Annotated in this window: 12 protein-coding genes and 8 pseudogenes; 7 read left to right on the top strand and 13 right to left on the bottom strand. The window is 62.2% G+C overall.

The window, feature by feature from the left end; genetic code table 11:
* Nucleotides 1-104: 104 nt before the first annotated feature.
* From IG196_RS28805 to IG196_RS28825, 5 genes and pseudogenes are all read right to left on the bottom strand, one after another.
* A complete protein-coding gene (locus tag IG196_RS28805) occupies nt 105-3,020 on the bottom strand; it encodes a Tn3-like element IS1071 family transposase (protein ID WP_003049965.1) in 2,916 nt (971 codons plus the stop codon).
* A gap of 135 nt (nt 3,021-3,155) precedes the next feature.
* Nucleotides 3,156-3,677, bottom strand: a pseudogene (locus IG196_RS28810) (branched-chain amino acid ABC transporter permease); the annotation flags it as partial.
* Between the two features lies 1 nt (nt 3,678).
* Nucleotides 3,679-4,608 (bottom strand): branched-chain amino acid ABC transporter permease, encoded by a 930-nt coding sequence (locus IG196_RS28815; RefSeq protein WP_192194009.1) that lies wholly within the window; start codon nt 4,606-4,608, stop codon nt 3,679-3,681.
* A 15-nt stretch (nt 4,609-4,623) separates the two neighbouring features.
* Entirely contained in the window at nt 4,624-5,409 is a 786-nt protein-coding gene (locus IG196_RS28820) for an ABC transporter ATP-binding protein (protein WP_099793739.1), read from the bottom strand.
* Entirely contained in the window at nt 5,406-7,379 is a 1,974-nt protein-coding gene (locus IG196_RS28825; protein WP_192194010.1) for an AMP-dependent synthetase/ligase, read from the bottom strand. Before IG196_RS28825 ends, IG196_RS28820 begins: the two co-directional genes overlap by 4 nt.
* 84 nt (nt 7,380-7,463) lie before the next feature.
* On the opposite strand from IG196_RS28825, the gene IG196_RS28830 reads away from it, so the two are divergent.
* Genes IG196_RS28830 through IG196_RS28845 form a run of 4 tightly spaced genes read left to right on the top strand, consistent with a single transcriptional unit; the run spans nt 7,464 to nt 9,840 of the window.
* On the top strand, nt 7,464-8,228 hold the full coding sequence (locus tag IG196_RS28830) for a Crp/Fnr family transcriptional regulator (RefSeq protein ID WP_101491428.1): 765 nt from the start codon (nt 7,464-7,466) through the stop codon (nt 8,226-8,228).
* Between the two features lie 20 nt (nt 8,229-8,248).
* On the top strand, nt 8,249-8,728 hold the full coding sequence (locus IG196_RS28835) for a hypothetical protein (protein ID WP_095747132.1): 480 nt from the start codon (nt 8,249-8,251) through the stop codon (nt 8,726-8,728).
* Nucleotides 8,729-8,786: 58 nt separating this feature from the next.
* Nucleotides 8,787-9,560 (top strand): SDR family NAD(P)-dependent oxidoreductase, encoded by a 774-nt coding sequence (locus IG196_RS28840; protein WP_192194011.1) that lies wholly within the window; start codon nt 8,787-8,789, stop codon nt 9,558-9,560.
* A gap of 22 nt (nt 9,561-9,582) precedes the next feature.
* A complete protein-coding gene (locus IG196_RS28845) occupies nt 9,583-9,840 on the top strand; it encodes a hypothetical protein (protein WP_192194012.1) in 258 nt (85 codons plus the stop codon).
* Between the two features lie 160 nt (nt 9,841-10,000).
* Here the strand turns inward: IG196_RS28845 and IG196_RS28850 are convergent.
* Nucleotides 10,001-10,198: pseudogene (locus IG196_RS28850) on the bottom strand (tripartite tricarboxylate transporter substrate binding protein); the annotation flags it as partial.
* Nucleotides 10,199-10,334: 136 nt separating this feature from the next.
* Between IG196_RS28850 and IG196_RS28855 the strand changes: the two are divergent.
* Nucleotides 10,335-13,249 (top strand): annotated as a pseudogene (locus IG196_RS28855) (Tn3-like element IS1071 family transposase).
* Nucleotides 13,250-13,379: 130 nt separating this feature from the next.
* Here IG196_RS28855 and IG196_RS28860 read toward each other — a convergent pair.
* Both IG196_RS28860 and IG196_RS28865 read right to left on the bottom strand, forming a co-directional pair.
* Nucleotides 13,380-14,066, bottom strand: a pseudogene (locus tag IG196_RS28860) (biotin/lipoyl-containing protein); the annotation flags it as partial.
* 16 nt (nt 14,067-14,082) lie between these two features.
* Nucleotides 14,083-14,721: pseudogene (locus IG196_RS28865) on the bottom strand (2-oxo acid dehydrogenase subunit E2); the annotation flags it as partial.
* 55 nt (nt 14,722-14,776) lie between these two features.
* Here IG196_RS28865 and IG196_RS28870 point away from each other — a divergent pair.
* Nucleotides 14,777-16,222 (top strand): amidohydrolase, encoded by a 1,446-nt coding sequence (locus tag IG196_RS28870; RefSeq protein ID WP_011117160.1) that lies wholly within the window; start codon nt 14,777-14,779, stop codon nt 16,220-16,222.
* On the opposite strand, the gene IG196_RS28875 is transcribed toward IG196_RS28870, so the two are convergent.
* The 4 genes and pseudogenes from IG196_RS28875 to IG196_RS28890 form a co-directional block, all read right to left on the bottom strand.
* The gene (locus tag IG196_RS28875) at nt 16,209-16,784 is read right to left on the bottom strand and encodes a TetR/AcrR family transcriptional regulator (protein WP_011117161.1); all 576 of its coding nucleotides are present in this window, start codon (nt 16,782-16,784) and stop codon (nt 16,209-16,211) included. The two genes, IG196_RS28870 and IG196_RS28875, sit on opposite strands and share 14 nt — an antisense overlap.
* Nucleotides 16,785-17,172: 388 nt before the next feature.
* Nucleotides 17,173-18,513 carry an NCS2 family permease gene (locus IG196_RS28880; RefSeq protein ID WP_011117162.1) on the bottom strand — a complete coding sequence of 447 codons (1,341 nt, stop codon included), beginning with the start codon at nt 18,511-18,513 and terminating at the stop codon, nt 17,173-17,175.
* Nucleotides 18,514-19,065: 552 nt separating this feature from the next.
* Nucleotides 19,066-20,611, bottom strand: a pseudogene (locus IG196_RS28885) (IS91-like element ISPps1 family transposase).
* A gap of 108 nt (nt 20,612-20,719) precedes the next feature.
* Nucleotides 20,720-21,934 (bottom strand): annotated as a pseudogene (locus IG196_RS28890) (dihydrolipoyl dehydrogenase family protein); the annotation flags it as partial.
* Between the two features lie 136 nt (nt 21,935-22,070).
* Here IG196_RS28890 and IG196_RS28895 point away from each other — a divergent pair.
* Nucleotides 22,071-24,986, top strand: a complete 2,916-nt coding sequence (locus tag IG196_RS28895) for a Tn3-like element IS1071 family transposase (RefSeq protein ID WP_003049965.1) — start codon at nt 22,071-22,073, stop codon at nt 24,984-24,986.
* Nucleotides 24,987-25,116: 130 nt separating this feature from the next.
* On the opposite strand, the pseudogene IG196_RS28900 reads toward IG196_RS28895, so the two are convergent.
* Nucleotides 25,117-25,803 (bottom strand): annotated as a pseudogene (locus IG196_RS28900) (biotin/lipoyl-containing protein); the annotation flags it as partial.
* Nucleotides 25,804-25,813: the final 10 nt, after the last annotated feature.

A 25,813-nucleotide genomic window follows, 5' to 3' on the forward strand; every position in this document is an offset into this window, starting at 1 on the left:
AAAGCTAGCACTGGCGCGGAGGTGGTGTTGGTAGATCGTTGATTTCATTGACTTTCCTGTTCACTTTCAAATCTGCGATTCGTGGCGTCAAACCGTGGTCGGTTTCATCCATTGGTGCCAGTTATCGATGCATTTGGCCGCGAAGGCAGGATTTGGTCAGCATAGCGGTCAACCGGGAAGCGAAACACACCCCGCAAGTTGATGCTCTCCAGCCTGGTGGGCGCAATCTTCCCGATCAGTTCCGGTGGAATGACCTGGCGGCGGTTCGACCAGCGATCCAGGACCGCCTGCATCTGTGAGGTATTCCACGCCATCACGATGTTGGCCATCAGGCTCAACGCATCGGCCACAGCCTGCATTTCATCGACACGTTTGGCCTGCGCCGGGCTGATCCGGCCGGTATAAATGGCGCGCTTGAGGGCGTTAACAGCCTCGCCCCGATTGAGCACCCGGCGCAACTCGTTCCTGAAAGCGTCCTTGACAAAGTAGTCAGCCAAAAACGCCGTACGCAGCAACCGCCCCAATTGCACGCCAGCCTCATAGATTGGATCGCCCTGGGCGGCAGAACCGAACCGCGCAAGAGCTGCCACCGCACTGGCATGTCCGCTCATGACCGAGGCTGCCAGGTGCACCAGACTATCCCAATGCTTTTCGATCAAAGCGACGTCGACATTGGCTTCGCACACCGCAGCGATTTCTGCGGGCACTTTGGTGCCGCGTGGCACAAAGAGGTGGCGCTGTTTGAGTTCCTTCAACCGCGGGCAAAGATCAAAACCAAGCAAACGGGCATGTGACATGGCAAAGTCGGTGTAGCCATGGGTATCCACAGCAAGCTGGCTGGTCTCCAGCTTTTCTTGGCGGATGACACCTTCAATGGCCACGCCCGCCTGGCGCTCATTGAGCACAAAGGGCTGCGCATGGAAGATGCCCCACCGGTCTTTTACATGGGAGTAGATTCCAATGGAAGGTGTGTTGCGCCGAGGATCAAGCCGGGCTTGCCACACCCGTTTGGTGGTCTCCATGCTCATCATGTCAGAAGATGCCAAATCGGACCGCCCCCAGGTGGCGGCAATCGGGTGTCGCTGCATGAATTCCAGCACAGCCTGGCAGGCCTGGCTCAGACGCCGTTCGTCCCGCGCCCAGCGCATGGCCTGGCGAATGCTGGTGGCAGACAATTGCGGAATCATGCGCGCGCATTCGACCGCAGTCAGACTGGTGCCGTGGGCCATGATGCCGGCATAGACCATCAGCAGCTCGTCGGTAGAGCGCGGCTCACGTCCGAGCATGATCCAGCTAAAGCGCACCTGGGCGTCAACGGCCAGAATCACTTCCGGCAATTGAACCTCACCGATGCGGTGATCCAAAGCCGCGCGCAGCTTGGTCACTTCTGGGTCTTCGTCCTCTGCGGGCAATGGCGACAAATGGAGTTCATCATCCACGCGCAGTACGCCACTGCGGGCTGCAGCGGCCACCGCATCGACACCGGCAGTTACTCTGGCCAGCAAAGGCTTCAAGAAAGTGGCAGCCTTGCTGGGTAACGATAGACGGGCATAGTGTTTCTTGGACTCTGCCTGCCAACGCTCGTCCGTGAAGAACAAGCGCGCACGACCCCGAAAGCTCAGGCTGTGCTCAATCCAGACCGAGCCATTGCGCACCGCGCGGCGCAGGGCAAACAGGGTGGCCACCTCCAACGCCTGAAACGCCCGTTCCCGGTCTGGGCTGGAGATCGAAACCTGCCAGATCATTCCCAGACTTGGTGCCACCACTTCAACTGGCAGCTTTCTGGATCCTTTGAGATATAAAGCTTGCAGCTTGGCAAGGTACTCGATGGCAGGATGCTCGCCGGTGGCCTGCCAGGGCAGCTTTGCAATGGCGACGAGCAACGACCGCACGGGGCGAATTCCATCAATCAATCCCTCGCGGACCAGGGAGGCCCTGCTCGGTGGTTTGCGTTTCTGGGTTTCGGTGATCAAGGCTTCAAGACGGGCACGCAACTCAGCATCTGGCACCGCACCTTGCGCGCTCAAGGCAACAAGTTCGCCGAGCAGCGTTTTGTACATTGCGGCCCAATTGACGGTAGCGGGGACATCGGCGGCAGCCTGACGCCACAGATCGGCGATCCGGCGCTGCACCATAAGGATCAACTGGTCTGTGGTGGTGAACAGGCAATACCGAAGAAAGCATGCGACCTCCACGGTGCGCGCTGGCTCTTTGATCTTGGCTCCGGCTGAGGGCGGCCTGGAGACAAGTCGGCGCGCGTAGCGGCGCAAGATGAGATCGGGGATGTCTGCCAGGTGCTTATGAACGTCCAGCGTGTAAAGCAGGTCGATGCGCTCCAGTACCTCGCTGATTTGGCGGGTTGAGTGTTTCGCCGGTGCAGCCCATAGCCAACTCTGCTGGGTTTGTCCATCTGGGCGCAGCTCTGAAACTGAGGCTCGCCAGCGATCAAGTGTTGCTGGATCAACGCTGGCGGCGATGGCGGTGCCTGTTTCAACTTCAAGCTGGGCAAGTGCCGCCGCAATCAGTGTCCGAATTGCCCGCTCGTGCACGATCACCAGCTTGTTCTTGTACAGCCATTGACGCGCCCGCACGAGTAGCTGATCGCGGTCGGCGCAGCGCGCCACTTCGTCGCGCAGTTCACGTACCAGTGAGCGGCGCTGGTGCTCGCTCATCCACTGGAATCCAAGGACCGTGCAGGCTACTTGTTGGTGATCGAATAGCGTGCGCCCGCGTTCATACATGGCTCTCAGCGAGGCGACTTCTGGTGCTGCAATGCCAAGCTCGTTGCCAAGGTGGCGCCACAAGGCTACTGGAATTACCCGAAAGGCACCGAGCAAACGCCCACTCATGCGCAGGAAACCAATATGGAGCGCCAGACCAAGCTTGTGGGAATCACCTCGGCGTGCATTGATTGCGTCGCGCTCGGCACCATCGAAGGTGAAAAATGCCTTCATCTCGAAGTCGCTGATATCGCGGGGGAGCCCACGCATCCCCAAAAACGTTGTGTGCCAACCCTGCATCGTGAACCTCAAAAGTGGGAGGCCACCATACCCGTTTACAAAGCGAACAGGAAAGTCAATGAAATCAACGGTCTACCCAGACCACCCCCGCGCCAGTGCTAGCTTTGCGTACCGTCACTTATTGCACTGAAAACGAGGAGACCCCAACACGTTCAAACCCGCCACGCTCACCGAACCCGAGGACGAGTTGTTGGTGAACCACTGGATGCGCAGGAACGCCCAGTCGGTGAAGAACTGCGCCGCCAGCGTGGCCACCGCGAGGTACAGGCCCTTGATGCGCAGGCTCGGAATGCCGAACAGCACGCCGATCACCGTGGCGCACAGCCCGCCCAGCAGCAGCGAGGCAATGAGCGGCATGCCGTCGATGCGTACCTGGAAGTTGTAGGCCGCATACGCGCCCACCGCCATGAAGGCGCCGGTGCCCAGCGAAATCTGGCCGCAGTAGCCGACCAAAATGTTCAGGCCGAGCGCCGCGAGCGACAGGATCAGAAAGGGCGTGAGGATGGCGCGCATCCAGTAGTCGGAGACGCCCATCGGCACCACGACGAACGCCACGAGCAGCAGCACGAGGATCGCGATGCGGTCCTGCGCAATCGGAAAGATCTGTTGGTCGGCGCGGTAGCTCGACTTGAACTGGCCGTTTTCTCTGTAGAACATGTCAGACCCGATCGATGATCTTTTCGCCGAACAGCCCTTGGGGCCGCACGAGCAGGAAGACCAGTGCAAGAACATAAGCAAACCAGATCTCGATGCCGCCACCGAGCATGGGGCCGAGATAGATTTCAGACAGCTTCTCGCCGACACCGATCAACAGGCCGCCGATGATGGCGCCGGGGATCGAGGTCAGCCCGCCGAGGATCACCACCGGCAGTGCCTTCAGCGCCACCAGCGAGAGCGAGAACTGCACGCCGAGCTTGGAGCCCCAGATGATCCCGGCCACCAGGGCCGAGAAGCCGGCCACCGACCACACGATCACCCATATGCGCGACAGCGGAATGCCGATCGACTGCGCGGCCTGGTGGTCGTCGGCCACCGCGCGCAGCGCACGGCCCGTGGCGGTCTTCTGGAAGAAGATGGCCAGCACCACCACCAGCGCGGCCGACACCGCCGCGGCGGCCAGGTCTTCCTGGCTCAGCAGCAGGCCACCGGGGAAGGTGCCTTCAAGCACCATCAGCGGTTCCTTGGGCATGCCGACATCGATCTTGTAGATGTCGTTGCCGAAGATCGTCTGGCCCACGCCGTCGAGAAAGTAGGCGATGCCCAGCGTGGCCATCAAGAGCGTGATGCCTTCCTGGTTCACCAGCTTGCTCAGCGCGAGCCGTTCGATGAGCCAGGCCACGACGATCATCACCGCCATCGCTGCAATGAAGGCCAGGATGTTCGCGAGCAGCAGGCTCTGGAAGCCGAACCACAGCGGGAACCACTCGGCAAAGCGCGCCATGGCCAGCGCCGCGAACAGCACCATCGCGCCTTGTGCGAAGTTGAAGACGCCCGAGGCCTTGTAGATCAGCACGAAGCCGATCGCGATGAGCGAATACAGCATGCCGACCATGAGGCCGCCGAAGAGGGTTTCGAGGAAAAAGCCCATCGTGTTCTTTCGTGATCAGTGCTCGACGCCAAGGTAGGCGCGGATCACGTCTTCGTTGTTGCGCACTTCGTCCGGCGTGCCGTCACCGATCTTCTTGCCGTAGTCCAGCACCACCACGCGGTCGGAGATGTCCATCACCACGCCCATGTCGTGTTCGATCAGCACGATGGTCGCGCCGAACTCGTCGTTCACGTCGAGGATGAAGCGGCTCATGTCCTGCTTCTCTTCTACGTTCATGCCGGCCATGGGTTCGTCGAGCAGCAGCACCTGCGGCTCCATCGCGAGCGCGCGGCCGAGGTCGACGCGCTTTTGCAGGCCGTAGGGCAGGCGGCCCACCGGCGTCTTGCGGTGCGCCTGGATCTCGAGGAAGTCGATGATGTGTTCGACGAACTCGCGGTGCTGCAGCTCTTCGCGTTCGGCCGGGCCCCAGCGCAGTGCCTGGGCGAGCAGGCCGCTCTTCATCTTGAGGTTGCGGCCCGTCATGATGTTGTCGAGCACGCTCATGCCCTTGAACAGCGCCAGGTTCTGGAAGGTGCGCGCCACGCCCATCTCGGCCACCTGGCGCGAGTTCATGTGCTTGAAGGTCTGGCCGCGGAAGGTGATGGAGCCCTGCTGCGGCCAGTACACGCCGTTGATGCAGTTCAGCATCGAGCTCTTGCCCGCGCCGTTGGGGCCGATGATGGCCCGCACCTCGTGCTCGCGCACGTTGAAGCTGATGTCGGTCAGCGCCTTCACGCCGCCGAAGCTCAGGCTGATGTTCTGGACGTCGAGGATGACCTCGCCAATCTTTCGGTTGCTCATGCAGCGGCCTTCACGATGGGGAAGGTCTTGGCTTCGGTGATCTTCAGCGTGGCGCTGACAACCCCCGTGCGTCCGTCCTCGAACTTGACCTGGGTCTCGATGTACTGCTCGGTCTTGCCGCCGTAGAGCGCGTCGACCAGCACGGCGTATTTTTCGGCGATGAAGCCGCGGCGCACTTTGCGCGTGCGGGTCAGCTCGTCGTCGTCGGGGTCGAGCTCCTTGTGCAGCACGAGGAAGCGCGCGATCTGCGTCTCGCCCATGCCGTCTTCGGCCGCGAGGTCGGCGTTGACCTTGCCGATGCACTCGGCGATGAGTGCGAGCACCTCGGGCTTGCCGGCCAGGTCGACATAGCCGCCGTAGGCGAGGCCGCGGCGCTCGGCCCAGTTGCCGACCGCTTCGAAGTCGATGTTGATGGCGGCGCACACTTCGTCGCGGGCGTTGCCGAAGCACACGGCTTCCTTGATCTGCGGGAAGAACTTGAGCTTGTTCTCGATGTAGTTGGGCGCAAAGATCGCGCCGCGCACGAGCTTGCCCACGTCTTTCGCGCGGTCGATGATGCGCAGGTGGCCTTCGCTGTCGAGCACGCCGGCATCGCCGGTGTGGAAGTAGCCGTTGGCGTCCAGCACCTCGGCCGTGGCGTCGGGGCGCTTGTAGTACTCCTTGAGCACCGACACGCCGCGCACCAGCACCTCGCCGTCTTCGGCGATCTTGAGTTCAATGCCCGGCGCCGCCGTGCCCACGGTCTGCAGCTTGACCTTGCCGTCCTGCTGCAGGCACACATAGGCGCAGGTCTCGGTCTGGCCGTAGAACTGCTTGAGGTTCACGCCGATGGAGCGGTAGAAGCGGAACAGGTCGGGCCCGATGGCCGCGCCGGCCGTGTAGGCCACGCGGATGCGGCTCATGCCCAGCACGTTGCGCAGCGGGCCGTAGATCAGCAGGTTGCCCAGGCTGTACATGACCCGGTCGCCCGTGCTCACCGGTGCGCCGTTGAGGATGTCGGCGCCCACGCGCTGTGCCAGCGCCATGAACTTCGCATACAGCCAGCGCTTGGGCGCGGCCGCGTCTTCCATGCGGATCGACACGGCCGTGAGCAGGCCTTCGAAGGTGCGCGGCGGGCCGAAGTAGTAGCTCGGGCCGATCTCGCGCATGTCGTTCATCACCGTCTCGGCCGACTCGGGGCAGTTGAGCGTGAAGCCGCCCACCAGCCACTGCGCCACCGAGAACAGGTGGTCGCCCACCCACGCCATCGGCAGGTAGCTCATGATGTTGTCGCCGGGGCCGAGCTTGTCGGTCTCGACGCCGCCACGGCCCGCCGCGATGAAGCTGGCGTGCGTCTGGCACACGCCCTTCGGGCGGCCGGTGGTGCCCGAGGTGTAGAGGATCACGCCGACGTCGGCCGCCTCGCCGCTGGCCACGGCGCGGTCGTAGTAGCCGGCGTTGGCCTTGTCGAAGGCCCGGCCCAGCTCGCGCAGCTGCTCGTAGCCCATGAGCCCCGGCTGCTCGTAATGGCGCAGGCCCTTGGGGTCGTCGTAGATGATGTGGCGGATGCCCGATGGCCGGCCCTCTGGGCCCTCTTGCGCTTGCTGCAGCTCGCGGCACTCCAGCAGCTTGTCGACCTGCTCCTGGTCTTCGACGATCACGAACTCGATGCCCGCGTCGTTCAGCATGAAGACCATCTCGCCCGCGACCGCGTCCTGGTACAGCGGCACGGGCACGCCGCGCAGGCTTTGCGCGGCGAGCACCGCCATGTACAGGTGCGGCCGGTTGGCACCGACGATCGCAAGGTTGTCGAAGGCCTTGAAGCCAAGGCTCGCCAGACCGCAGGCCATCTCGCGCACTTCTTGCGCCACGGCGTTCCAGGTCCAGGTTTGCCAGATGCCAAGGTCTTTTTCGCGCACGGCGGGGGCCTCGGGACGGGCCTCGGCATGCGCGAGCAGCAGACGGGGGAAGGTGGGGGCGGTGGTTTGCACAGTGGCCGGATCGTAGGTCGCACTTTGACGTCCGGTTGTCGTTCCAACGACAATCCTAGGGACACTACTCCCCGGAGTTTCCCGATGCCTCCTGGCAACCTCAACCCACAGAACGTGCTCGGCGGTTCCATCAAGGACCGCGTGCGCCCCGCGAGTGCGACCGAACTCGATGGCATTCCGTGGCTCCCCACGCTCACGCCCAGCGAGCGCCGCCGCGCCGAGGCCACGCTCGTGGTCGGCGAGGCCGAGCCCGGCGACCTGGTGTGCCGCGTCGGCCGCTCGCCCACCTACTGGTTCGGCGTGGTCGAGGGCCTCTTGAAGATGAGCAACGACAACGCCGACGGCGGCTCGGTCACCTACACCGGCGTGCCGCCCGGCGGCTGGTTCGGCGAGGGCACGGTGATGAAGCGCGAGCCCTACCGCTACAACATCCAGGCGCTGCGCCGCAGCCTCGTGGCGGGGCTGCCGATCGAGAGCTTCCACTGGCTGCTCGACCATTCCATCGGCTTCAACCGCTTCGTGATGAACCAGCTCAACGAGCGGCTCGGCCAGTTCATTGCGGCGCTGGAAATCGACCGCCTCAACAACCCCGACGCGCGCGTGGCGCGCAACCTGGTGTCGCTGTTCAACCCCGTGCTGTACCCCGGCGTGGGCGAGGTCTTGCGCATCACGCAGCAGGAGCTGGCGTATCTTGTCGGCCTGTCGCGCCAGCGCGTGAACGAGGCGCTCAATGCGCTGTCGGCGCAGGGGCTCATCCGCGTGGAGTACGGCGGCCTGCGCGTGCTCGACCTGCCGGGCCTGCGCGCCACCGCGATGTCCAGCCGCAAGAACAACAGCACCTCGAACTGAACCTGAAAGAAGAAAAAAACATGGCCCTCTCCGACCACCTGCAGATCGTGCCCGCCGACGCACAGGCGAGCTTTCTGCCGCCGCAACAGCAACAGGCCACGCAGGCCCGCAACGAGGAAGACGACGGCCCGACACTCGAAGAAGCCATCGACCGCGCCGAGGCCCTGGGCGAACAGATCGACGCGCTCAACGAGATCCTGGCGCGCCCGCTGAAAGACATCCTCGCGGACCGCGAAAAGTCGGAAGAAGCCGCGCTGGCCTGGGACCGCTTCGGCGCGATGTGGATGCTGTCGCAGCGCGCCATGCGCCGCGTCGCGATCGACCTGGCGGCGCAGCTCGGTGTGAGCGAGGAAGAGGTCGTGGCGCGCGCCATGGCGAACGCCAACGCCGTGCTCAACGGCGCGGACGAGGTCGACCTCGGCGGCAGCATCGCACCGGCGCAGTTGCAGCACATCGCCCGCCACCGCAACTTCCTGCGCGCCCAGTTCCGTACCGGCTGATGCACGCGGCCTTTCGATATCCCTTAGCCTTGCGGCCTTCTCCTGCCCCCATACCACCATGACCACCTCCGCCCCTTCCCACCTCACCGTCATCACCGGCGCCTCGCGCGGCCTGGGCCGTGCCATGGCCGAACAGCTGCTGCAGGCCGGCCACACGGTGCTCGGCATTGCACGCAAGCCCTCGCCCGAACTCGCCGAGGCCCCCAAGGCCGGCGGCGCCGAACTGACGCAATGGGAGCAGGACCTGTCCGATCCGGTGGCCGCCGCGGCGCGCCTGTCGGACTGGCTCCAGACGCTGGACGGCCAGCGCTTCGACAGCGTCACGCTCATCAACAACGCCGGCACCGTCGGCAACCCCGCGCCGCTGTCGCGTGCCGTGCCGGCCGAACTGGCACAAGCGCTGCGCATCGGCCTCGAAGCGCCGATGCTGCTCACGGCCGCCTTCCTGGGTGCCACGCGCGAATGGCGCGGCGCACGCAAGGTGCTGAACATCTCGTCGGGCCTGGGCCGCAACGCCCTGGGCAGCCAGGCGCCGTACTGCGCGGCCAAGGCCGGCATGGACCATTTCTCGCGCGCCGTGGCGCTCGAAGAGGTGCATGCACCGAACGGCGCGCGCATCGTGTCGCTGGCGCCCGGCATCATCGACACCGACATGCAGGTGCAGCTGCGCGGCGCTTCGGCCGAACAGTTCCCGGACCGCACGCGTTTCGTGAGCATGAAGGAAGAAGGCCGGCTCGACAGCCCCCAGAGCGCCGCGGCCAAGGTGCTCGCCTACCTGGCCCGCGCGGACTTCGGCAGCAACCCCGTGGCCGACGTGCGCGACCCGGCCTGAGCACCGAAGACAGAAGCACATCATGGCCACCGCAAAGTCCATCGACACCGTCGAATACAAGCTCTTCCCGTCACCGAGGAACGTGCACCGCATCGTCTTCGAGCACCAGGTGTTCGTGCCGTACCCGTACGCGCTGATCGTGATGGACGAGTTCTATTTCAAGGGCCGCTTCAGCCTGTTCTCGGCCTGCCGCATGAGCGACGGGAAGATGGGGCAGGTGGCGACGTTCGAGGATGCGGCGGACGTGGAGATCTTCAATACGAAGTTCGTGCCGGACTGAGCGTTCGGGAGTTTTCTTTCTCCCTCCCCTTCCGGGGGAGGGCAGGGGTGGGGGCACGCGGCGTATCAAGCATCAGCGGCTTGTCAAACGCCGCTGGCCCCCATCCCAACCTTCCCCCAGAAGGGGAAGGAGCAAGGCAGCATCGCCGCCTTTCTTGTCTTTACTCGATCGTCGCCCCCGAGGCCTGCACGATCCCCTTCCACTTCTCATAGTCCGTCTTCAGCAGCGCACCGAACTGCTCCGGCGTCATGCTCTGCGGCTCCGCGCCCTGCGCAATGATGGCCGCCTTCATCTCCGGCGTGGCCAGCAGCTTGTTGACCGCCGCATTCAGCGTGGTGACGATGTCCTTGGGGTCTCCTCGTTTTCAGTGCAATAAGTGACGGTACGCAAAGCTAGCACTGGCGCGGGGGTGGTCTGGGTAGACCGTTGATTTCATTGACTTTCCTGTTCGCTTTGTAAACGGGTATGGTGGCCTCCCACTTTTGAGGTTCACGATGCAGGGTTGGCACACAACGTTTTTGGGGATGCGTGGGCTCCCCCGCGATATCAGCGACTTCGAGATGAAGGCATTTTTCACCTTCGATGGTGCCGAGCGCGACGCAATCAATGCACGCCGAGGTGATTCCCACAAGCTTGGTCTGGCGCTCCATATTGGTTTCCTGCGCATGAGTGGGCGTTTGCTCGGTGCCTTTCGGGTAATTCCAGTAGCCTTGTGGCGCCACCTTGGCAACGAGCTTGGCATTGCAGCACCAGAAGTCGCCTCGCTGAGAGCCATGTATGAACGCGGGCGCACGCTATTCGATCACCAACAAGTAGCCTGCACGGTCCTTGGATTCCAGTGGATGAGCGAGCACCAGCGCCGCTCACTGGTACGTGAACTGCGCGACGAAGTGGCGCGCTGCGCCGACCGCGATCAGCTACTCGTGCGGGCGCGTCAATGGCTGTACAAGAACAAGCTGGTGATCGTGCACGAGCGGGCAATTCGGACACTGATTGCGGCGGCACTTGCCCAGCTTGAAGTTGAAACAGGCACCGCCATCGCCGCCAGCGTTGATCCAGCAACACTTGATCGCTGGCGAGCCTCAGTTTCAGAGCTGCGCCCAGATGGACAAACCCAGCAGAGTTGGCTATGGGCTGCACCGGCGAAACACTCAACCCGCCAAATCAGCGAGGTACTGGAGCGCATCGACCTGCTTTACACGCTGGACGTTCATAAGCACCTGGCAGACATCCCCGATCTCATCTTGCGCCGCTACGCGCGCCGACTTGTCTCCAGGCCGCCCTCAGCCGGAGCCAAGATCAAAGAGCCAGCGCGCACCGTGGAGGTCGCATGCTTTCTTCGGTATTGCCTGTTCACCACCACAGACCAGTTGATCCTTATGGTGCAGCGCCGGATCGCCGATCTGTGGCGTCAGGCTGCCGCCGATGTCCCCGCTACCGTCAATTGGGCCGCAATGTACAAAACGCTGCTCGGCGAACTTGTTGCCTTGAGCGCGCAAGGTGCGGTGCCAGATGCTGAGTTGCGTGCCCGTCTTGAAGCCTTGATCACCGAAACCCAGAAACGCAAACCACCGAGCAGGGCCTCCCTGGTCCGCGAGGGATTGATTGATGGAATTCGCCCCGTGCGGTCGTTGCTCGTCGCCATTGCAAAGCTGCCCTGGCAGGCCACCGGCGAGCATCCTGCCATCGAGTACCTTGCCAAGCTGCAAGCTTTATATCTCAAAGGATCCAGAAAGCTGCCAGTTGAAGTGGTGGCACCAAGTCTGGGAATGATCTGGCAGGTTTCGATCTCCAGCCCAGACCGGGAACGGGCGTTTCAGGCGTTGGAGGTGGCCACCCTGTTTGCCCTGCGCCGCGCGGTGCGCAATGGCTCGGTCTGGATTGAGCACAGCCTGAGCTTTCGGGGTCGTGCGCGCTTGTTCTTCACGGACGAGCGTTGGCAGGCAGAGTCCAAGAAACACTATGCCCGTCTATCGTTACCCAGCAAGGCTGCCACTTTCTTGAAGCCTTTGCTGGCCAGAGTAACTGCCGGTGTCGATGCGGTGGCCGCTGCAGCCCGCAGTGGCGTACTGCGCGTGGATGATGAACTCCATTTGTCGCCATTGCCCGCAGAGGACGAAGACCCAGAAGTGACCAAGCTGCGCGCGGCTTTGGATCACCGCATCGGTGAGGTTCAATTGCCGGAAGTGATTCTGGCCGTTGACGCCCAGGTGCGCTTTAGCTGGATCATGCTCGGACGTGAGCCGCGCTCTACCGACGAGCTGCTGATGGTCTATGCCGGCATCATGGCCCACGGCACCAGTCTGACTGCGGTCGAATGCGCGCGCATGATTCCGCAATTGTCTGCCACCAGCATTCGCCAGGCCATGCGCTGGGCGCGGGACGAACGGCGTCTGAGCCAGGCCTGCCAGGCTGTGCTGGAATTCATGCAGCGACACCCGATTGCCGCCACCTGGGGGCGGTCCGATTTGGCATCTTCTGACATGATGAGCATGGAGACCACCAAACGGGTGTGGCAAGCCCGGCTTGATCCTCGGCGCAACACACCTTCCATTGGAATCTACTCCCATGTAAAAGACCGGTGGGGCATCTTCCATGCGCAGCCCTTTGTGCTCAATGAGCGCCAGGCGGGCGTGGCCATTGAAGGTGTCATCCGCCAAGAAAAGCTGGAGACCAGCCAGCTTGCTGTGGATACCCATGGCTACACCGACTTTGCCATGTCACATGCCCGTTTGCTTGGTTTTGATCTTTGCCCGCGGTTGAAGGAACTCAAACAGCGCCACCTCTTTGTGCCACGCGGCACCAAAGTGCCCGCAGAAATCGCTGCGGTGTGCGAAGCCAATGTCGACGTCGCTTTGATCGAAAAGCATTGGGATAGTCTGGTGCACCTGGCAGCCTCGGTCATGAGCGGACATGCCAGTGCGGTGGCAGCTCTTGCGCGGTTCGGTTCTGCCGCCCAGGGCGATCCAATCTATGAGGCTGGCGTGCAATTGGGGCGGTTGCTGCGTACGGCGTTTTTGGCTGACTACTTTGTCAAGGACGCTTTCAGGAACGAGTTGCGCCGGGTGCTCAATCGGGGCGAGGCTGTTAACGCCCTCAAGCGCGCCATTTATACCGGCCGGATCAGCCCGGCGCAGGCCAAACGTGTCGATGAAATGCAGGCTGTGGCCGATGCGTTGAGCCTGATGGCCAACATCGTGATGGCGTGGAATACCTCACAGATGCAGGCGGTCCTGGATCGCTGGTCGAACCGCCGCCAGGTCATTCCACCGGAACTGATCGGGAAGATTGCGCCCACCAGGCTGGAGAGCATCAACTTGCGGGTGTGTTTCGCTTCCCGGTTGACCGCTATGCTGACCAAATCCTGCCTTCGCGGCCAAATGCATCGATAACTGGCACCAATGGATGAAACCGACCACGGTTTGACGCCACGAATCGCAGATTTGAAAGTGAACAGGAAAGTCAATGAAATCAACGATCTACCAACACCACCTCCGCGCCAGTGCTAGCTTTTCGTACCGTCACTTATTGCACTGAAAACGAGGAGACCCCATGGCGGCCAGGCCGCCGGTGAGCTTGCTGATGACCTTTTCCTTGTGGCCGCGCAGCGTATCGACATTGACCTTGGGGGCGCCAAAGTCGATGCCTGCGGCGGACAGGTGGCTGACCTCGTCCATGACGGCGGCCACGTGCAGCAGCGCCTTGGACGGGATGCAGCCCACGTTCAGGCACACGCCGCCCAGGGCTGCGTAGCGCTCGACGATGATGACCTTGAGGCCCAGGTCGGCCGCGCGGAAGGCTGCCGAATAGCCGCCGGGGCCGCCGCCCAGCACGAGCACGTCGCAGTCCAGATCCGCCGTACCAGCAAAGCTGGACGCTACTGGATTAATAGCTGCTTGCGCTTGTGGGGTGGGCGCTGGAGCCTGTTTTGGCTCAGAAACCGCGGGCGCAGGGGCAGCTGCAGGCGCTGGAGCGGCTGCGCCTGCACCCTGCACTTCCAGGGTCAGCACCACCGAGCCTTCGGCGACCTTGTCGCCGAGCTTGACCTTCAGCTCCTTGACCACGCCAGCATGGCTGGACGGGATCTCCATGGAGGCCTTGTCGGACTCCACGGTGATCAGGCTTTGCTCGGCCTTGATGGTGTCGCCGGGTTTGACCAGCACTTCGATGATGGCCACTTCGGCGAAGTCGCCAATGTCGGGCACCTTGATGTCGATGATTGCCATGGGTGTTGCCCTCGCGTTACATCACGATGCGGCGGAAGTCCGCCAGCAGCGAGGCAAAGTACACGTTGAAGCGCGCGGCGGCGGCGCCGTCGATCACGCGGTGGTCCCAGCTCAAGGAGAGGGGCAGCATCAGGCGTGGGGCGAATTGCTTGCCGTCCCACTTGGGTTCGATGCTGCTCTTGCACACGCCCATGATGGCGACTTCAGGCGCGTTGATGATGGGCGTGAAGTAACGGCCACCAATGCCGCCCAGCGAGCTGATGGAGAAGCATCCACCCTGCATGTCTGCCGGGGCCAGCTTGCCTTCGCGCGCCTTGGCGGCGAGTTCGCCCATTTCCTTGCTGATCTGGACGATGCCCTTCTGGTCGGCATCCTTGATGACGGGAACCACCAGGCCGTTGGGCGTGTCGGCCGCAAAGCCGATGTGAAAGTAGTTCTTCATCACCAGCTGGTCGCCGTCGAGCGAGCTGTTGAACTCGGGGAACTTCTTGAGCGCGGCCACAGCAGCCTTGATCATGAAGGCGAGCATGGTGACCTTGACGCCGCTCTTTTCGTTCTCTTTGTTGAACTGCACGCGAAAGGCTTCCAGGTCGGTGATGTCCGCGTCGTCGTGGTTGGTGACGTGCGGGATGACCACCCAGTTGCGGTGCAGGTTTTTCGATGGCATAATATCTGCGTTGCGACGTGTAACACACTATTGGATAACCACCATGACCACCACTCTTTACACCGGGTTTCACCAGCTGGTCACCGGGGATGTCGCGGGCACGGTGCTTAATGGCGTCGATATTCTGGTGAGAGACGGGGAGATTATTGGCCTTGGCCCGGATCTGCCCCGAACTCTGGCCCCAATTGGCGTTGGCCAGGAACAGGGTGTTGAGGTGGTGAACTGCCGGGGGCTGACCGCCTATCCGGGGCTGATCAACACCCATCACCATTTTTTTCAGGCCTTTGTCCGCAATCTTGCCCCCCTCGACTGGACCCAGCTTGATGTGCTGGCCTGGCTGCGCAAGATCTACCCGGTGTTTGCCCTGGTGGATGAAGACTGCATCTACCACAGCACAGTGGTGTCCATGGCGGAGCTGATCAAGCACGGCTGCACCACCGCGTTTGATCACCAGTACAACTACAGCCGCCGGGGTGGACCCTTTCTGGTGGACCGCCAGTTTGATGCCGCTAACCTGCTGGGGCTGCGTTTTCACGCCGGGCGCGGCTGCATCACCCTGCCGATGGCGGAGGGCAGCACCATTCCCGATGCCATGCGGGAGAGCACCGATACTTTTCTTGCCGATTGCGAACGCCTGGTGAGCCGCTTTCATGACCCGCGGCCCTTCGCCATGCAGCGGGTGGTGGTGGCGCCCAGCTCGCCGGTGATTGCCTACCCGGAAACCTTCGTCGAGTCTGCCCGTCTGGCCCGCCACCTGGGGGTGAGCCTGCACACCCATCTGGGGGAGGGGGAAACCCCCGCCATGGTGGCCCGTTTTGGCGAGCGCAGCCTCGACTGGTGCGAAAACCGGGGCTTTGTCGGGCCGGATGTGTGGCTCGCCCACGGCTGGGAATTCACCGCAGCGGACATCGCCCGCCTTGCCGCCACCGGCACCGGTGTTGCCCATTGCCCGGCGCCGGTGTTTCTGGTGGGTGCCGAAGTCACCGACATTCCCGCCATGGCGGCGGCAGGTGTGCGGGTGGGCTTTGGGGTGGATGGCCACGCCTCCAACGACAGCTCGAACCTCGCCGAGTGCATCCGCCTTGCCTACCTGCTCCAGTGCCTGAAGGCCAGTGAGCGCCAGCATCCGGTGCCAGCTCCCTATGACTTTCTGCGCATGGCCACCCAGGGTGGTGCGGATTGCCTCAACCGGCCTGATCTCGGCGCCCTCGCCGTGGGCAGGGCTGCGGATTTCTTTGCCGTCGATCTGAACCGGATCGAATACATCGGCGCCAACCACGATCCACGGAGCCTGCCCGCGAAAGTGGGTTTTTCCGGCCCCGTGGACATGACCGTGATCAACGGCAAGGTGGTGTGGCGCAACGGTGAATTTCCGGGCCTTGATGAAATGGAGCTGGCCCGGGCTGCGGACGGGGTGTTTCGCCGGGTGATTTACGGCGATCCTTTGGTGGCAGCCCTTCGACGGGGCACCGGTGTCACACCATGCTGAGGCCGGTGATGAGTTTCTTGAGCAAAAGGTTTATTGCCTCGGGTCTACCATAACCCCCGTAGAGTGCCATGGATGCATAGTAGTGGGTGATGAAATAGGCGACCAGATCCCGGTCCACCGGCGCGCCTTTTTGCTGTTCGGCAATGTCGAAATACGGCCCCAGAACTTTTTTGTACATGTCGACCCGGGCATCGAAACTGATAAGGCTCAATTTTTTCAGGTAGCTGGTATTGGCGGCGCTGAGCTTCTGGGCAAGGTCACTGGTAAAGAAGTGGTGCAGGTAATCTGTCACCACATCCAGCCGGTTTTCCGCCGAAGGGTTTGCCTCTATGGCATTTTGCAGGCCCGATTCAAATTCGCTTCTGATCTTTAAATAGATGCTGGTCAGGATTTCTTCGACAGTGCTGAAGTGGCGGTACAGGGAAGTTCTGGAAATGTTTGCCAGCTTGTAGATCTCGGTCATGGTGATGCCGCTTTCACCCTGTCGCAGGGTGAGTTCAAGTGCCGCAGCAATGATTCTTTTCCGGGTTTCAAGAGCTCTGGTGCCTGGTTCTTTGGTCATGTCATACCGTCAATAATTCAGAAGAGCGCAATGTTCGAGCTTGACTGTTCGAGCTTGACTATTCGAGTTTCAATGTTCGGCCTGGCGAGCCAGGCATGGGCAGCCCTGATCATGGAGAGCTCTCGATAACTCGATAATGCGCAGCTCTCGATGATAACCAGCTCTCGATGATAACTAGCTCTCGATGATAGGCAGCTCCCGATCTGCATGGCAATGGTTGCGATGCACCGGATCTTGCTACGGGACAGGGATGTTTTCACTGGCGGAGGTCTTGCAATACCAATCCGTTGCAAGACCAATCTCCTTGCAAGACCAACCCCGGTGATGGCGAGGGATTATCCGGTAACTGCGGTCACAAAGCCAAGGCCCACAGTCACAACGCCTCGGCTCATAGCGGCGGCAGCAGTACGTAGTAGGCGCCGAGCACCACGGCAAGACCGTAGGCGATGGGGTGTACCTGGCGGGCGCGGCCGGTGATCACCATGGCGATGGCGTAGACGATCAGCCCTATGGCCATGCCATCGCTGATGGAGGTAACCGCCATCAGGATCAGGGTCAGGGTGGCAGCGCCGCCGGTGATGACATCGGAAAAATCGATGCGCGCCACTTCCACGAACATCAAGAGGCCAATGAACACCAGTGCCGGGGCCGAGGCCTCGGCGGGAATGATAAGAATCAGCGGGTTCAGATACAGGGCCAGGAAAAAGAACAGGCCCACGAAAATGGCGACAAGGCCGGTGCGCCCGCCACTTTCGATACCGGCGGCGGATTCGCCGAAACAGATGGCGGTGGAGGTGCCCGCCAGGGAGGCGCCGATGGCGGCCATGGCATCCGCCGACAGGGCCTCGGTCGGCTTCAGCATCGCGCCCTGGTCATCGACAAGACCGGCCCGCTGGCACAGGGCGTTCATGGCCGCGAGGGAGCTGAACAGGTCCATGAACACCAGGGACAGCATGGCTGGCAGGGCAATGCCGAGATGCGACCACAGATAGCCAAAATCGAGCGCCAGCCACAGGTCACCAAAGCCTGTCGGCTGGGCCAGGGCGGCGCTCGGCATCGGAGTCAGGGAACCTGTGGCTGTGGGGATAAAAAAGCCGATGGCGGTGAGCAGTATGATGGTGAGAATGATCGCCCCGGGCACCCGCCGGGCCATGAGTCCCATGACAATCGGGATGCCGGACAGCGCCAGCAGCACCGTGGGTGCCGTGACCACGCCGATCTGCACCAGGGAGGGGGCCGGGGCCGCCACCACAATGCCCGCCGTTTTGAGGCCGATGAACATGATGAAAAGACCGATGCCCGCCGTCAGCGCCCGGCGCAGGGCATCGGGGAAGGCATCGAGCAGCAGCCGCCGGATGCCGGTGAGGGTGAGGACAAGAAACACCACCCCGCTCCAGAACACCAGCCCCAGCGCGCCCTGCCAGGGCACGCCAAGGCCCAGAATGAGGGTGTAGGCCACCAGTCCATTGGCGCCCATGCCGGGCGCCACGGCGATGGGCAGATTGGCCATGAGCCCCATCAGAATGGAAAAAACCCCCGCCACCACGGCGGTGATGGTGAGCACCTGGGCTCTGTCCATGCCGGCATCGGACATGATCAGTGGATGCACCACCAGGATGTAGGACATGGTGGCAAAGGTGGTCACCGCCGCCAGCAACTCCCGCTGCACGGTAGTGCCCCGGGAACTCAGTTCGAAAAAGCGGTCCACCCGCTCCATCGGGGTAGGCATGGGGGTAGGGGTGCAGTCGGGCGCGGCGGTATCAGCAGACTTGTTCAAGGGCAGCCTCGGGAGCAGTGGCAGCAGCGGATGGTTTTGAAAACCTGTCCAAATGGTCTGCAAATTGCGTACCGACGGCTGTTGTTCCGCTTTGATCTGTGCCAGGACAAGGGTTTGTGCACATTGTTCAGACTGTGATTGTCTGACCTGTTGTAAAGGATCAGACGCCAGACGTTGCACGTTAGACGCTGCACGTCAGACGTCAGACGCAACCGCAGTGCACCGGGCCTCGGCAGGATGCTCTTGCATTCGTGTTGCGTGTTCACGTCAGACGTCAGAACTGCCATGGCCCATGCACAACAGTGCTGAAGGGTTCACGGATAGGAAATTCAACCGCATGAGGCCAAGTATGGCACGAGTTTTGGGCCTCGAAACACGTTCGGCCAAGGAAGGTTGAGCGCTCGCTTGCCGCTCAATGGCAAGAGCTTGGGAGGCAGTATGCATTTGGGCCTGGCGCGCGTGCAGCTGCTTCCCCGCAGCGATGGATACCGCCGCTTCACTGGGTCACCAATTGACGCGCTGGTCTACCTCGTCGGGTTGAGCTGCCAGATCCCAATCCGGCTCGCCTTGCGCACCATCATCCACCGGCGCGTCGCAGCCCTCCCACAGCGGTGGCCCGCGTGCCGGGGTGATGTGCGGGGGGGCAGACTCCACCCCGATGTGGTTCAGGATGTGGCGGATTTCGGCGCTGTGGGTGATGAAGGCAATGATGCGCATCTGCCCACCGCACATGGGGCACAGCAGCGGAAATGCCTCGTAGATGCGGGCAATCAGCACCGCCCACAAGTAATGCGCCGCTCGCTTCGGGCGTGCTTCAGGTTCGGGTGTGGGTGTGGCCGCGTTGCCCGGCGCCGCCACCCCAGGTACGCCCGCGCCAGGTTGTGCAGTCTCCACCGTGGCTGGTTGCGACGCAGCAGGCTGGGCCAGCGCCGTTACCGCCGCTCAGCGGCGAGTTTGGTGCCAGCACACCAAAGTAGCGGTGCCGGTGGGTGCGTGGCGGTGGCACCAGCGCGGCGATGCGGTCGATCAGTTCCAGCGGTGTGAGGTGCAGCTCATCTGCCTTGGCACCACGCTTGTCACTGGTGGGCTCGCTGCGCTGTTTGGCACAGCGGTACACCAGTTTGCTTCCCTCTTTGCGTAGGCGCTCCATGGAAAACGGTGGACGCGCGCAATAGCGCAGCAGCCGCTCCAGCGCAGCGCGGTCGTGGGCTTCGATGCAGACACCGGCGTCCACCGAGAAGCCGCTGTGTTTGTAGCCCAGCATGTCTTTGGCGTCACAGTTCTCCAGCAGGCCCCGAGCAACGAAGGCGCGCAGGATGCGTTTTTGCAGTGTGGTCTGCACTGGGGCCACGGTAGCCGCATCGATGCCGGTGGCCGCGTGAAAGATGACACCCGGCGATGAGATTCGAGGGGTCGCATCAGCATCGCCCTCGCCCTCCACTTCCTCAAACACCCCGTCCACCACACAAACGTGGAAGTGGACGTGTTCATTGAGGCTGGAGCCGAATCGGTGAATGAAGGCGATGGCACCGATGTGCAGGCCTGCCTTGTCCATATGGGCCGCACCGGGGCTGTGGGTCTGCAGAGTTTGTGCGATCACCCGCAGAAAGATGCGCAGCACCATGCTCAGCACCGCTCCGTCGCGTTGCATGAAGTACCGCAACCTCTTGGGCACGGAGAGCACCCACTGGCGCACCGGCAGGCGGGGGAAAACGTGGTCGCTCAGGTGTGCCGCCGTCTCCACCATCCGCCGCGTGGTGCACGAGGGGCAGACTCCCCGGCCTTTGCAGGAGAAGGCTACAAAGTAGTCGTGCCCACAGTCGCCGCAGCGAGCGCGGGCAAAGCCATGGGCAAAGATGCCGCACTCAAGATACTTGGCAAACGCTTTGCGCACGAAGGGCTTGGGGGTGTGGTGGTCGCCCTGGCCGTCGAACTGACCCGCGCTGGCCAACTCTAGCCAGGTCTCGTAGTGCTCGGCTACCATTTGGTAGAGCAGCGTGCGTTCGGGGTGGCGTGGGTTGTAGAGCTTGGGCTTGGAAGTGGCTGACATGAATACTGTACAAATGCACAGTATTCTGCGGCGATTGTTTGGGTACGCAAAGCACAAGGCCCGAACCGTCGCCAGTTCGGGCCTTGTCAGGGTAGCTTGGCTGCGGACTTACTTGCGCGCAGGCGGCACATCCGTGCAGCTGCCATGCGCCACTTCCGCCGCCATGCCGATGCTCTCGCCCAGCGTCGGATGCGGGTGGATGGTCTTGCCGATGTCCACTGCGTCCGCACCCATCTCGATAGCCAGCGCGATCTCTCCGATCATGTCGCCCGCGTGGGTGCCGACCATGCCACCGCCCAGGATCTTGCCGTGGCCCCGGCCAGCATGGCCGTCTCCTGATCCTGCTTCGGGGCTGTCGTCGAACAGCAGCTTGGTGAAGCCTTCGTCGCGGCCGTTGGCAATGGCGCGGCCCGAGGCCGTCCAGGGGAACAGGCCCTTCTTGACCTTGATGCCTTGGGCCTTGGCCTGGTCTTCCGTCAGGCCCACCCAAGCCACTTCAGGGTCGGTGTAGGCCACGCTTGGGATCACGCGGGCGTTGAAGGCGGCGCTTGCCAGCTCTTTGTTGCCTTGCAGTTCACCGGCAATCACTTCTGCCGCCACGTGTGCCTCATGCACCGCCTTGTGCGCCAGCATGGGCTGCCTGACGATGTCGCCGATGGCGAAGATGTGCGGCACGTTGGTGCGCATCTGGATGTCGACGTTGATGAAACCGCGGTCCGTCACAGACACGCCGGCCTTTTCAGCGGCAATCTTCTTGCCGTTGGGCGTGCGGCCCACGGCCTGCAGCACCAGGTCGTACACCTGGGGTTCGGGGGTGGTGCCGCCCTCTTCCGCTGGCGCGAATGTGACCTTGATGCCTTCAGGTGTGGCCTCGGCACCCACGGTTTTCGTCTTCAACATGATGTTGTCGAAGCGCTTGGCGTTCATCTTCTGCCAGATCTTGACCAGGTCGCGGTCGGCGCCCTGCATCAGGCCGTCCATCATTTCCACCACATCCAGGCGTGCGCCCAGGGTGCTGTACACCGTGCCCATTTCCAGGCCGATGATGCCGCCGCCCAGGATGAGCATGCGTTTGGGCACGCCGCTGAGCGCCAGCGCGCCGGTGGAATCGACCACGCGCGGGTCGTTGGGCATGAACGGCAGGCGCACGGCCTGGCTGCCAGCGGCGATGATGGCGCGCTTGAAGGCGATGACCTTCTTGGTGCCCGTCTTCTCCTGGCCCGTGCCGGTGGTTTCTTCCACTTCGAGGTGGTTGGCGCCGACAAAGGCACCGTAGCCGCGAACGGTGGTGACCTTGCGCATTTTGGCCATGGCGGGGTCTCCTCGTTTTCAGTGCAATAAGTGACGGTACGCAAAGCTAGCACTGGCGCGGGGGTGGTCTGGGTAGACCGTTGATTTCATTGACTTTCCTGTTCGCTTTGTAAACGGGTATGGTGGCCTCCCACTTTTGAGGTTCACGATGCAGGGTTGGCACACAACGTTTTTGGGGATGCGTGGGCTCCCCCGCGATATCAGCGACTTCGAGATGAAGGCATTTTTCACCTTCGATGGTGCCGAGCGCGACGCAATCAATGCACGCCGAGGTGATTCCCACAAGCTTGGTCTGGCGCTCCATATTGGTTTCCTGCGCATGAGTGGGCGTTTGCTCGGTGCCTTTCGGGTAATTCCAGTAGCCTTGTGGCGCCACCTTGGCAACGAGCTTGGCATTGCAGCACCAGAAGTCGCCTCGCTGAGAGCCATGTATGAACGCGGGCGCACGCTATTCGATCACCAACAAGTAGCCTGCACGGTCCTTGGATTCCAGTGGATGAGCGAGCACCAGCGCCGCTCACTGGTACGTGAACTGCGCGACGAAGTGGCGCGCTGCGCCGACCGCGATCAGCTACTCGTGCGGGCGCGTCAATGGCTGTACAAGAACAAGCTGGTGATCGTGCACGAGCGGGCAATTCGGACACTGATTGCGGCGGCACTTGCCCAGCTTGAAGTTGAAACAGGCACCGCCATCGCCGCCAGCGTTGATCCAGCAACACTTGATCGCTGGCGAGCCTCAGTTTCAGAGCTGCGCCCAGATGGACAAACCCAGCAGAGTTGGCTATGGGCTGCACCGGCGAAACACTCAACCCGCCAAATCAGCGAGGTACTGGAGCGCATCGACCTGCTTTACACGCTGGACGTTCATAAGCACCTGGCAGACATCCCCGATCTCATCTTGCGCCGCTACGCGCGCCGACTTGTCTCCAGGCCGCCCTCAGCCGGAGCCAAGATCAAAGAGCCAGCGCGCACCGTGGAGGTCGCATGCTTTCTTCGGTATTGCCTGTTCACCACCACAGACCAGTTGATCCTTATGGTGCAGCGCCGGATCGCCGATCTGTGGCGTCAGGCTGCCGCCGATGTCCCCGCTACCGTCAATTGGGCCGCAATGTACAAAACGCTGCTCGGCGAACTTGTTGCCTTGAGCGCGCAAGGTGCGGTGCCAGATGCTGAGTTGCGTGCCCGTCTTGAAGCCTTGATCACCGAAACCCAGAAACGCAAACCACCGAGCAGGGCCTCCCTGGTCCGCGAGGGATTGATTGATGGAATTCGCCCCGTGCGGTCGTTGCTCGTCGCCATTGCAAAGCTGCCCTGGCAGGCCACCGGCGAGCATCCTGCCATCGAGTACCTTGCCAAGCTGCAAGCTTTATATCTCAAAGGATCCAGAAAGCTGCCAGTTGAAGTGGTGGCACCAAGTCTGGGAATGATCTGGCAGGTTTCGATCTCCAGCCCAGACCGGGAACGGGCGTTTCAGGCGTTGGAGGTGGCCACCCTGTTTGCCCTGCGCCGCGCGGTGCGCAATGGCTCGGTCTGGATTGAGCACAGCCTGAGCTTTCGGGGTCGTGCGCGCTTGTTCTTCACGGACGAGCGTTGGCAGGCAGAGTCCAAGAAACACTATGCCCGTCTATCGTTACCCAGCAAGGCTGCCACTTTCTTGAAGCCTTTGCTGGCCAGAGTAACTGCCGGTGTCGATGCGGTGGCCGCTGCAGCCCGCAGTGGCGTACTGCGCGTGGATGATGAACTCCATTTGTCGCCATTGCCCGCAGAGGACGAAGACCCAGAAGTGACCAAGCTGCGCGCGGCTTTGGATCACCGCATCGGTGAGGTTCAATTGCCGGAAGTGATTCTGGCCGTTGACGCCCAGGTGCGCTTTAGCTGGATCATGCTCGGACGTGAGCCGCGCTCTACCGACGAGCTGCTGATGGTCTATGCCGGCATCATGGCCCACGGCACCAGTCTGACTGCGGTCGAATGCGCGCGCATGATTCCGCAATTGTCTGCCACCAGCATTCGCCAGGCCATGCGCTGGGCGCGGGACGAACGGCGTCTGAGCCAGGCCTGCCAGGCTGTGCTGGAATTCATGCAGCGACACCCGATTGCCGCCACCTGGGGGCGGTCCGATTTGGCATCTTCTGACATGATGAGCATGGAGACCACCAAACGGGTGTGGCAAGCCCGGCTTGATCCTCGGCGCAACACACCTTCCATTGGAATCTACTCCCATGTAAAAGACCGGTGGGGCATCTTCCATGCGCAGCCCTTTGTGCTCAATGAGCGCCAGGCGGGCGTGGCCATTGAAGGTGTCATCCGCCAAGAAAAGCTGGAGACCAGCCAGCTTGCTGTGGATACCCATGGCTACACCGACTTTGCCATGTCACATGCCCGTTTGCTTGGTTTTGATCTTTGCCCGCGGTTGAAGGAACTCAAACAGCGCCACCTCTTTGTGCCACGCGGCACCAAAGTGCCCGCAGAAATCGCTGCGGTGTGCGAAGCCAATGTCGACGTCGCTTTGATCGAAAAGCATTGGGATAGTCTGGTGCACCTGGCAGCCTCGGTCATGAGCGGACATGCCAGTGCGGTGGCAGCTCTTGCGCGGTTCGGTTCTGCCGCCCAGGGCGATCCAATCTATGAGGCTGGCGTGCAATTGGGGCGGTTGCTGCGTACGGCGTTTTTGGCTGACTACTTTGTCAAGGACGCTTTCAGGAACGAGTTGCGCCGGGTGCTCAATCGGGGCGAGGCTGTTAACGCCCTCAAGCGCGCCATTTATACCGGCCGGATCAGCCCGGCGCAGGCCAAACGTGTCGATGAAATGCAGGCTGTGGCCGATGCGTTGAGCCTGATGGCCAACATCGTGATGGCGTGGAATACCTCACAGATGCAGGCGGTCCTGGATCGCTGGTCGAACCGCCGCCAGGTCATTCCACCGGAACTGATCGGGAAGATTGCGCCCACCAGGCTGGAGAGCATCAACTTGCGGGGTGTGTTTCGCTTCCCGGTTGACCGCTATGCTGACCAAATCCTGCCTTCGCGGCCAAATGCATCGATAACTGGCACCAATGGATGAAACCGACCACGGTTTGACGCCACGAATCGCAGATTTGAAAGTGAACAGGAAAGTCAATGAAATCAACGATCTACCAACACCACCTCCGCGCCAGTGCTAGCTTTTCGTACCGTCACTTATTGCACTGAAAACGAGGAGACCCCATGGCGGCCAGGCCGCCGGTGAGCTTGCTGATGACCTTTTCCTTGTGGCCGCGCAGCGTATCGACATTGACCTTGGGGGCGCCAAAGTCGATGCCTGCGGCGGACAGGTGGCTGACCTCGTCCATGACGGCGGCCACGTGCAGCAGCGCCTTGGACGGGATGCAGCCCACGTTCAGGCACACGCCGCCCAGGGCTGCGTAGCGCTCGACGATGATGACCTTGAGGCCCAGGTCGGCCGCGCGGAAGGCTGCCGAATAGCCGCCGGGGCCGCCGCCCAGCACGAGCACGTCGCAGTCCAGATCCGCCGTACCAGCAAAGCTGGACGCTACTGGATTAATAGCTGCTTGCGCTTGTGGGGTGGGCGCTGGAGCCTGTTTTGGCTCAGAAACCGCGGGCGCAGGGGCAGCTGCAGGCGCTGGAGCGGCTGCGCCTGCACCCTGCACTTCCAGGGTCAGCACCACCGAGCCTTCGGCGACCTTGTCGCCGAGCTTGACCTTCAGCTCCTTGACCACGCCAGCATGGCTGGACGGGATCTCCATGGAGGCCTTGTCGGACTCCACGGTGATCAGGCTTTGCTCGGCCTTGATGGTGTCGCCGGGTTTGACCAGCACTTCGATGATGGCCACTTCGGCGAAGTCGCCAATGTCGGGCACCTTGATGTCGATGATTGCCATGGGTGTTGCC

Origin of the sequence: Variovorax sp. 38R, from assembly GCF_014843395.1 — a bacterium.
Taxonomy (GTDB): domain Bacteria; phylum Pseudomonadota; class Gammaproteobacteria; order Burkholderiales; family Burkholderiaceae_C; genus Variovorax; species Variovorax paradoxus_H.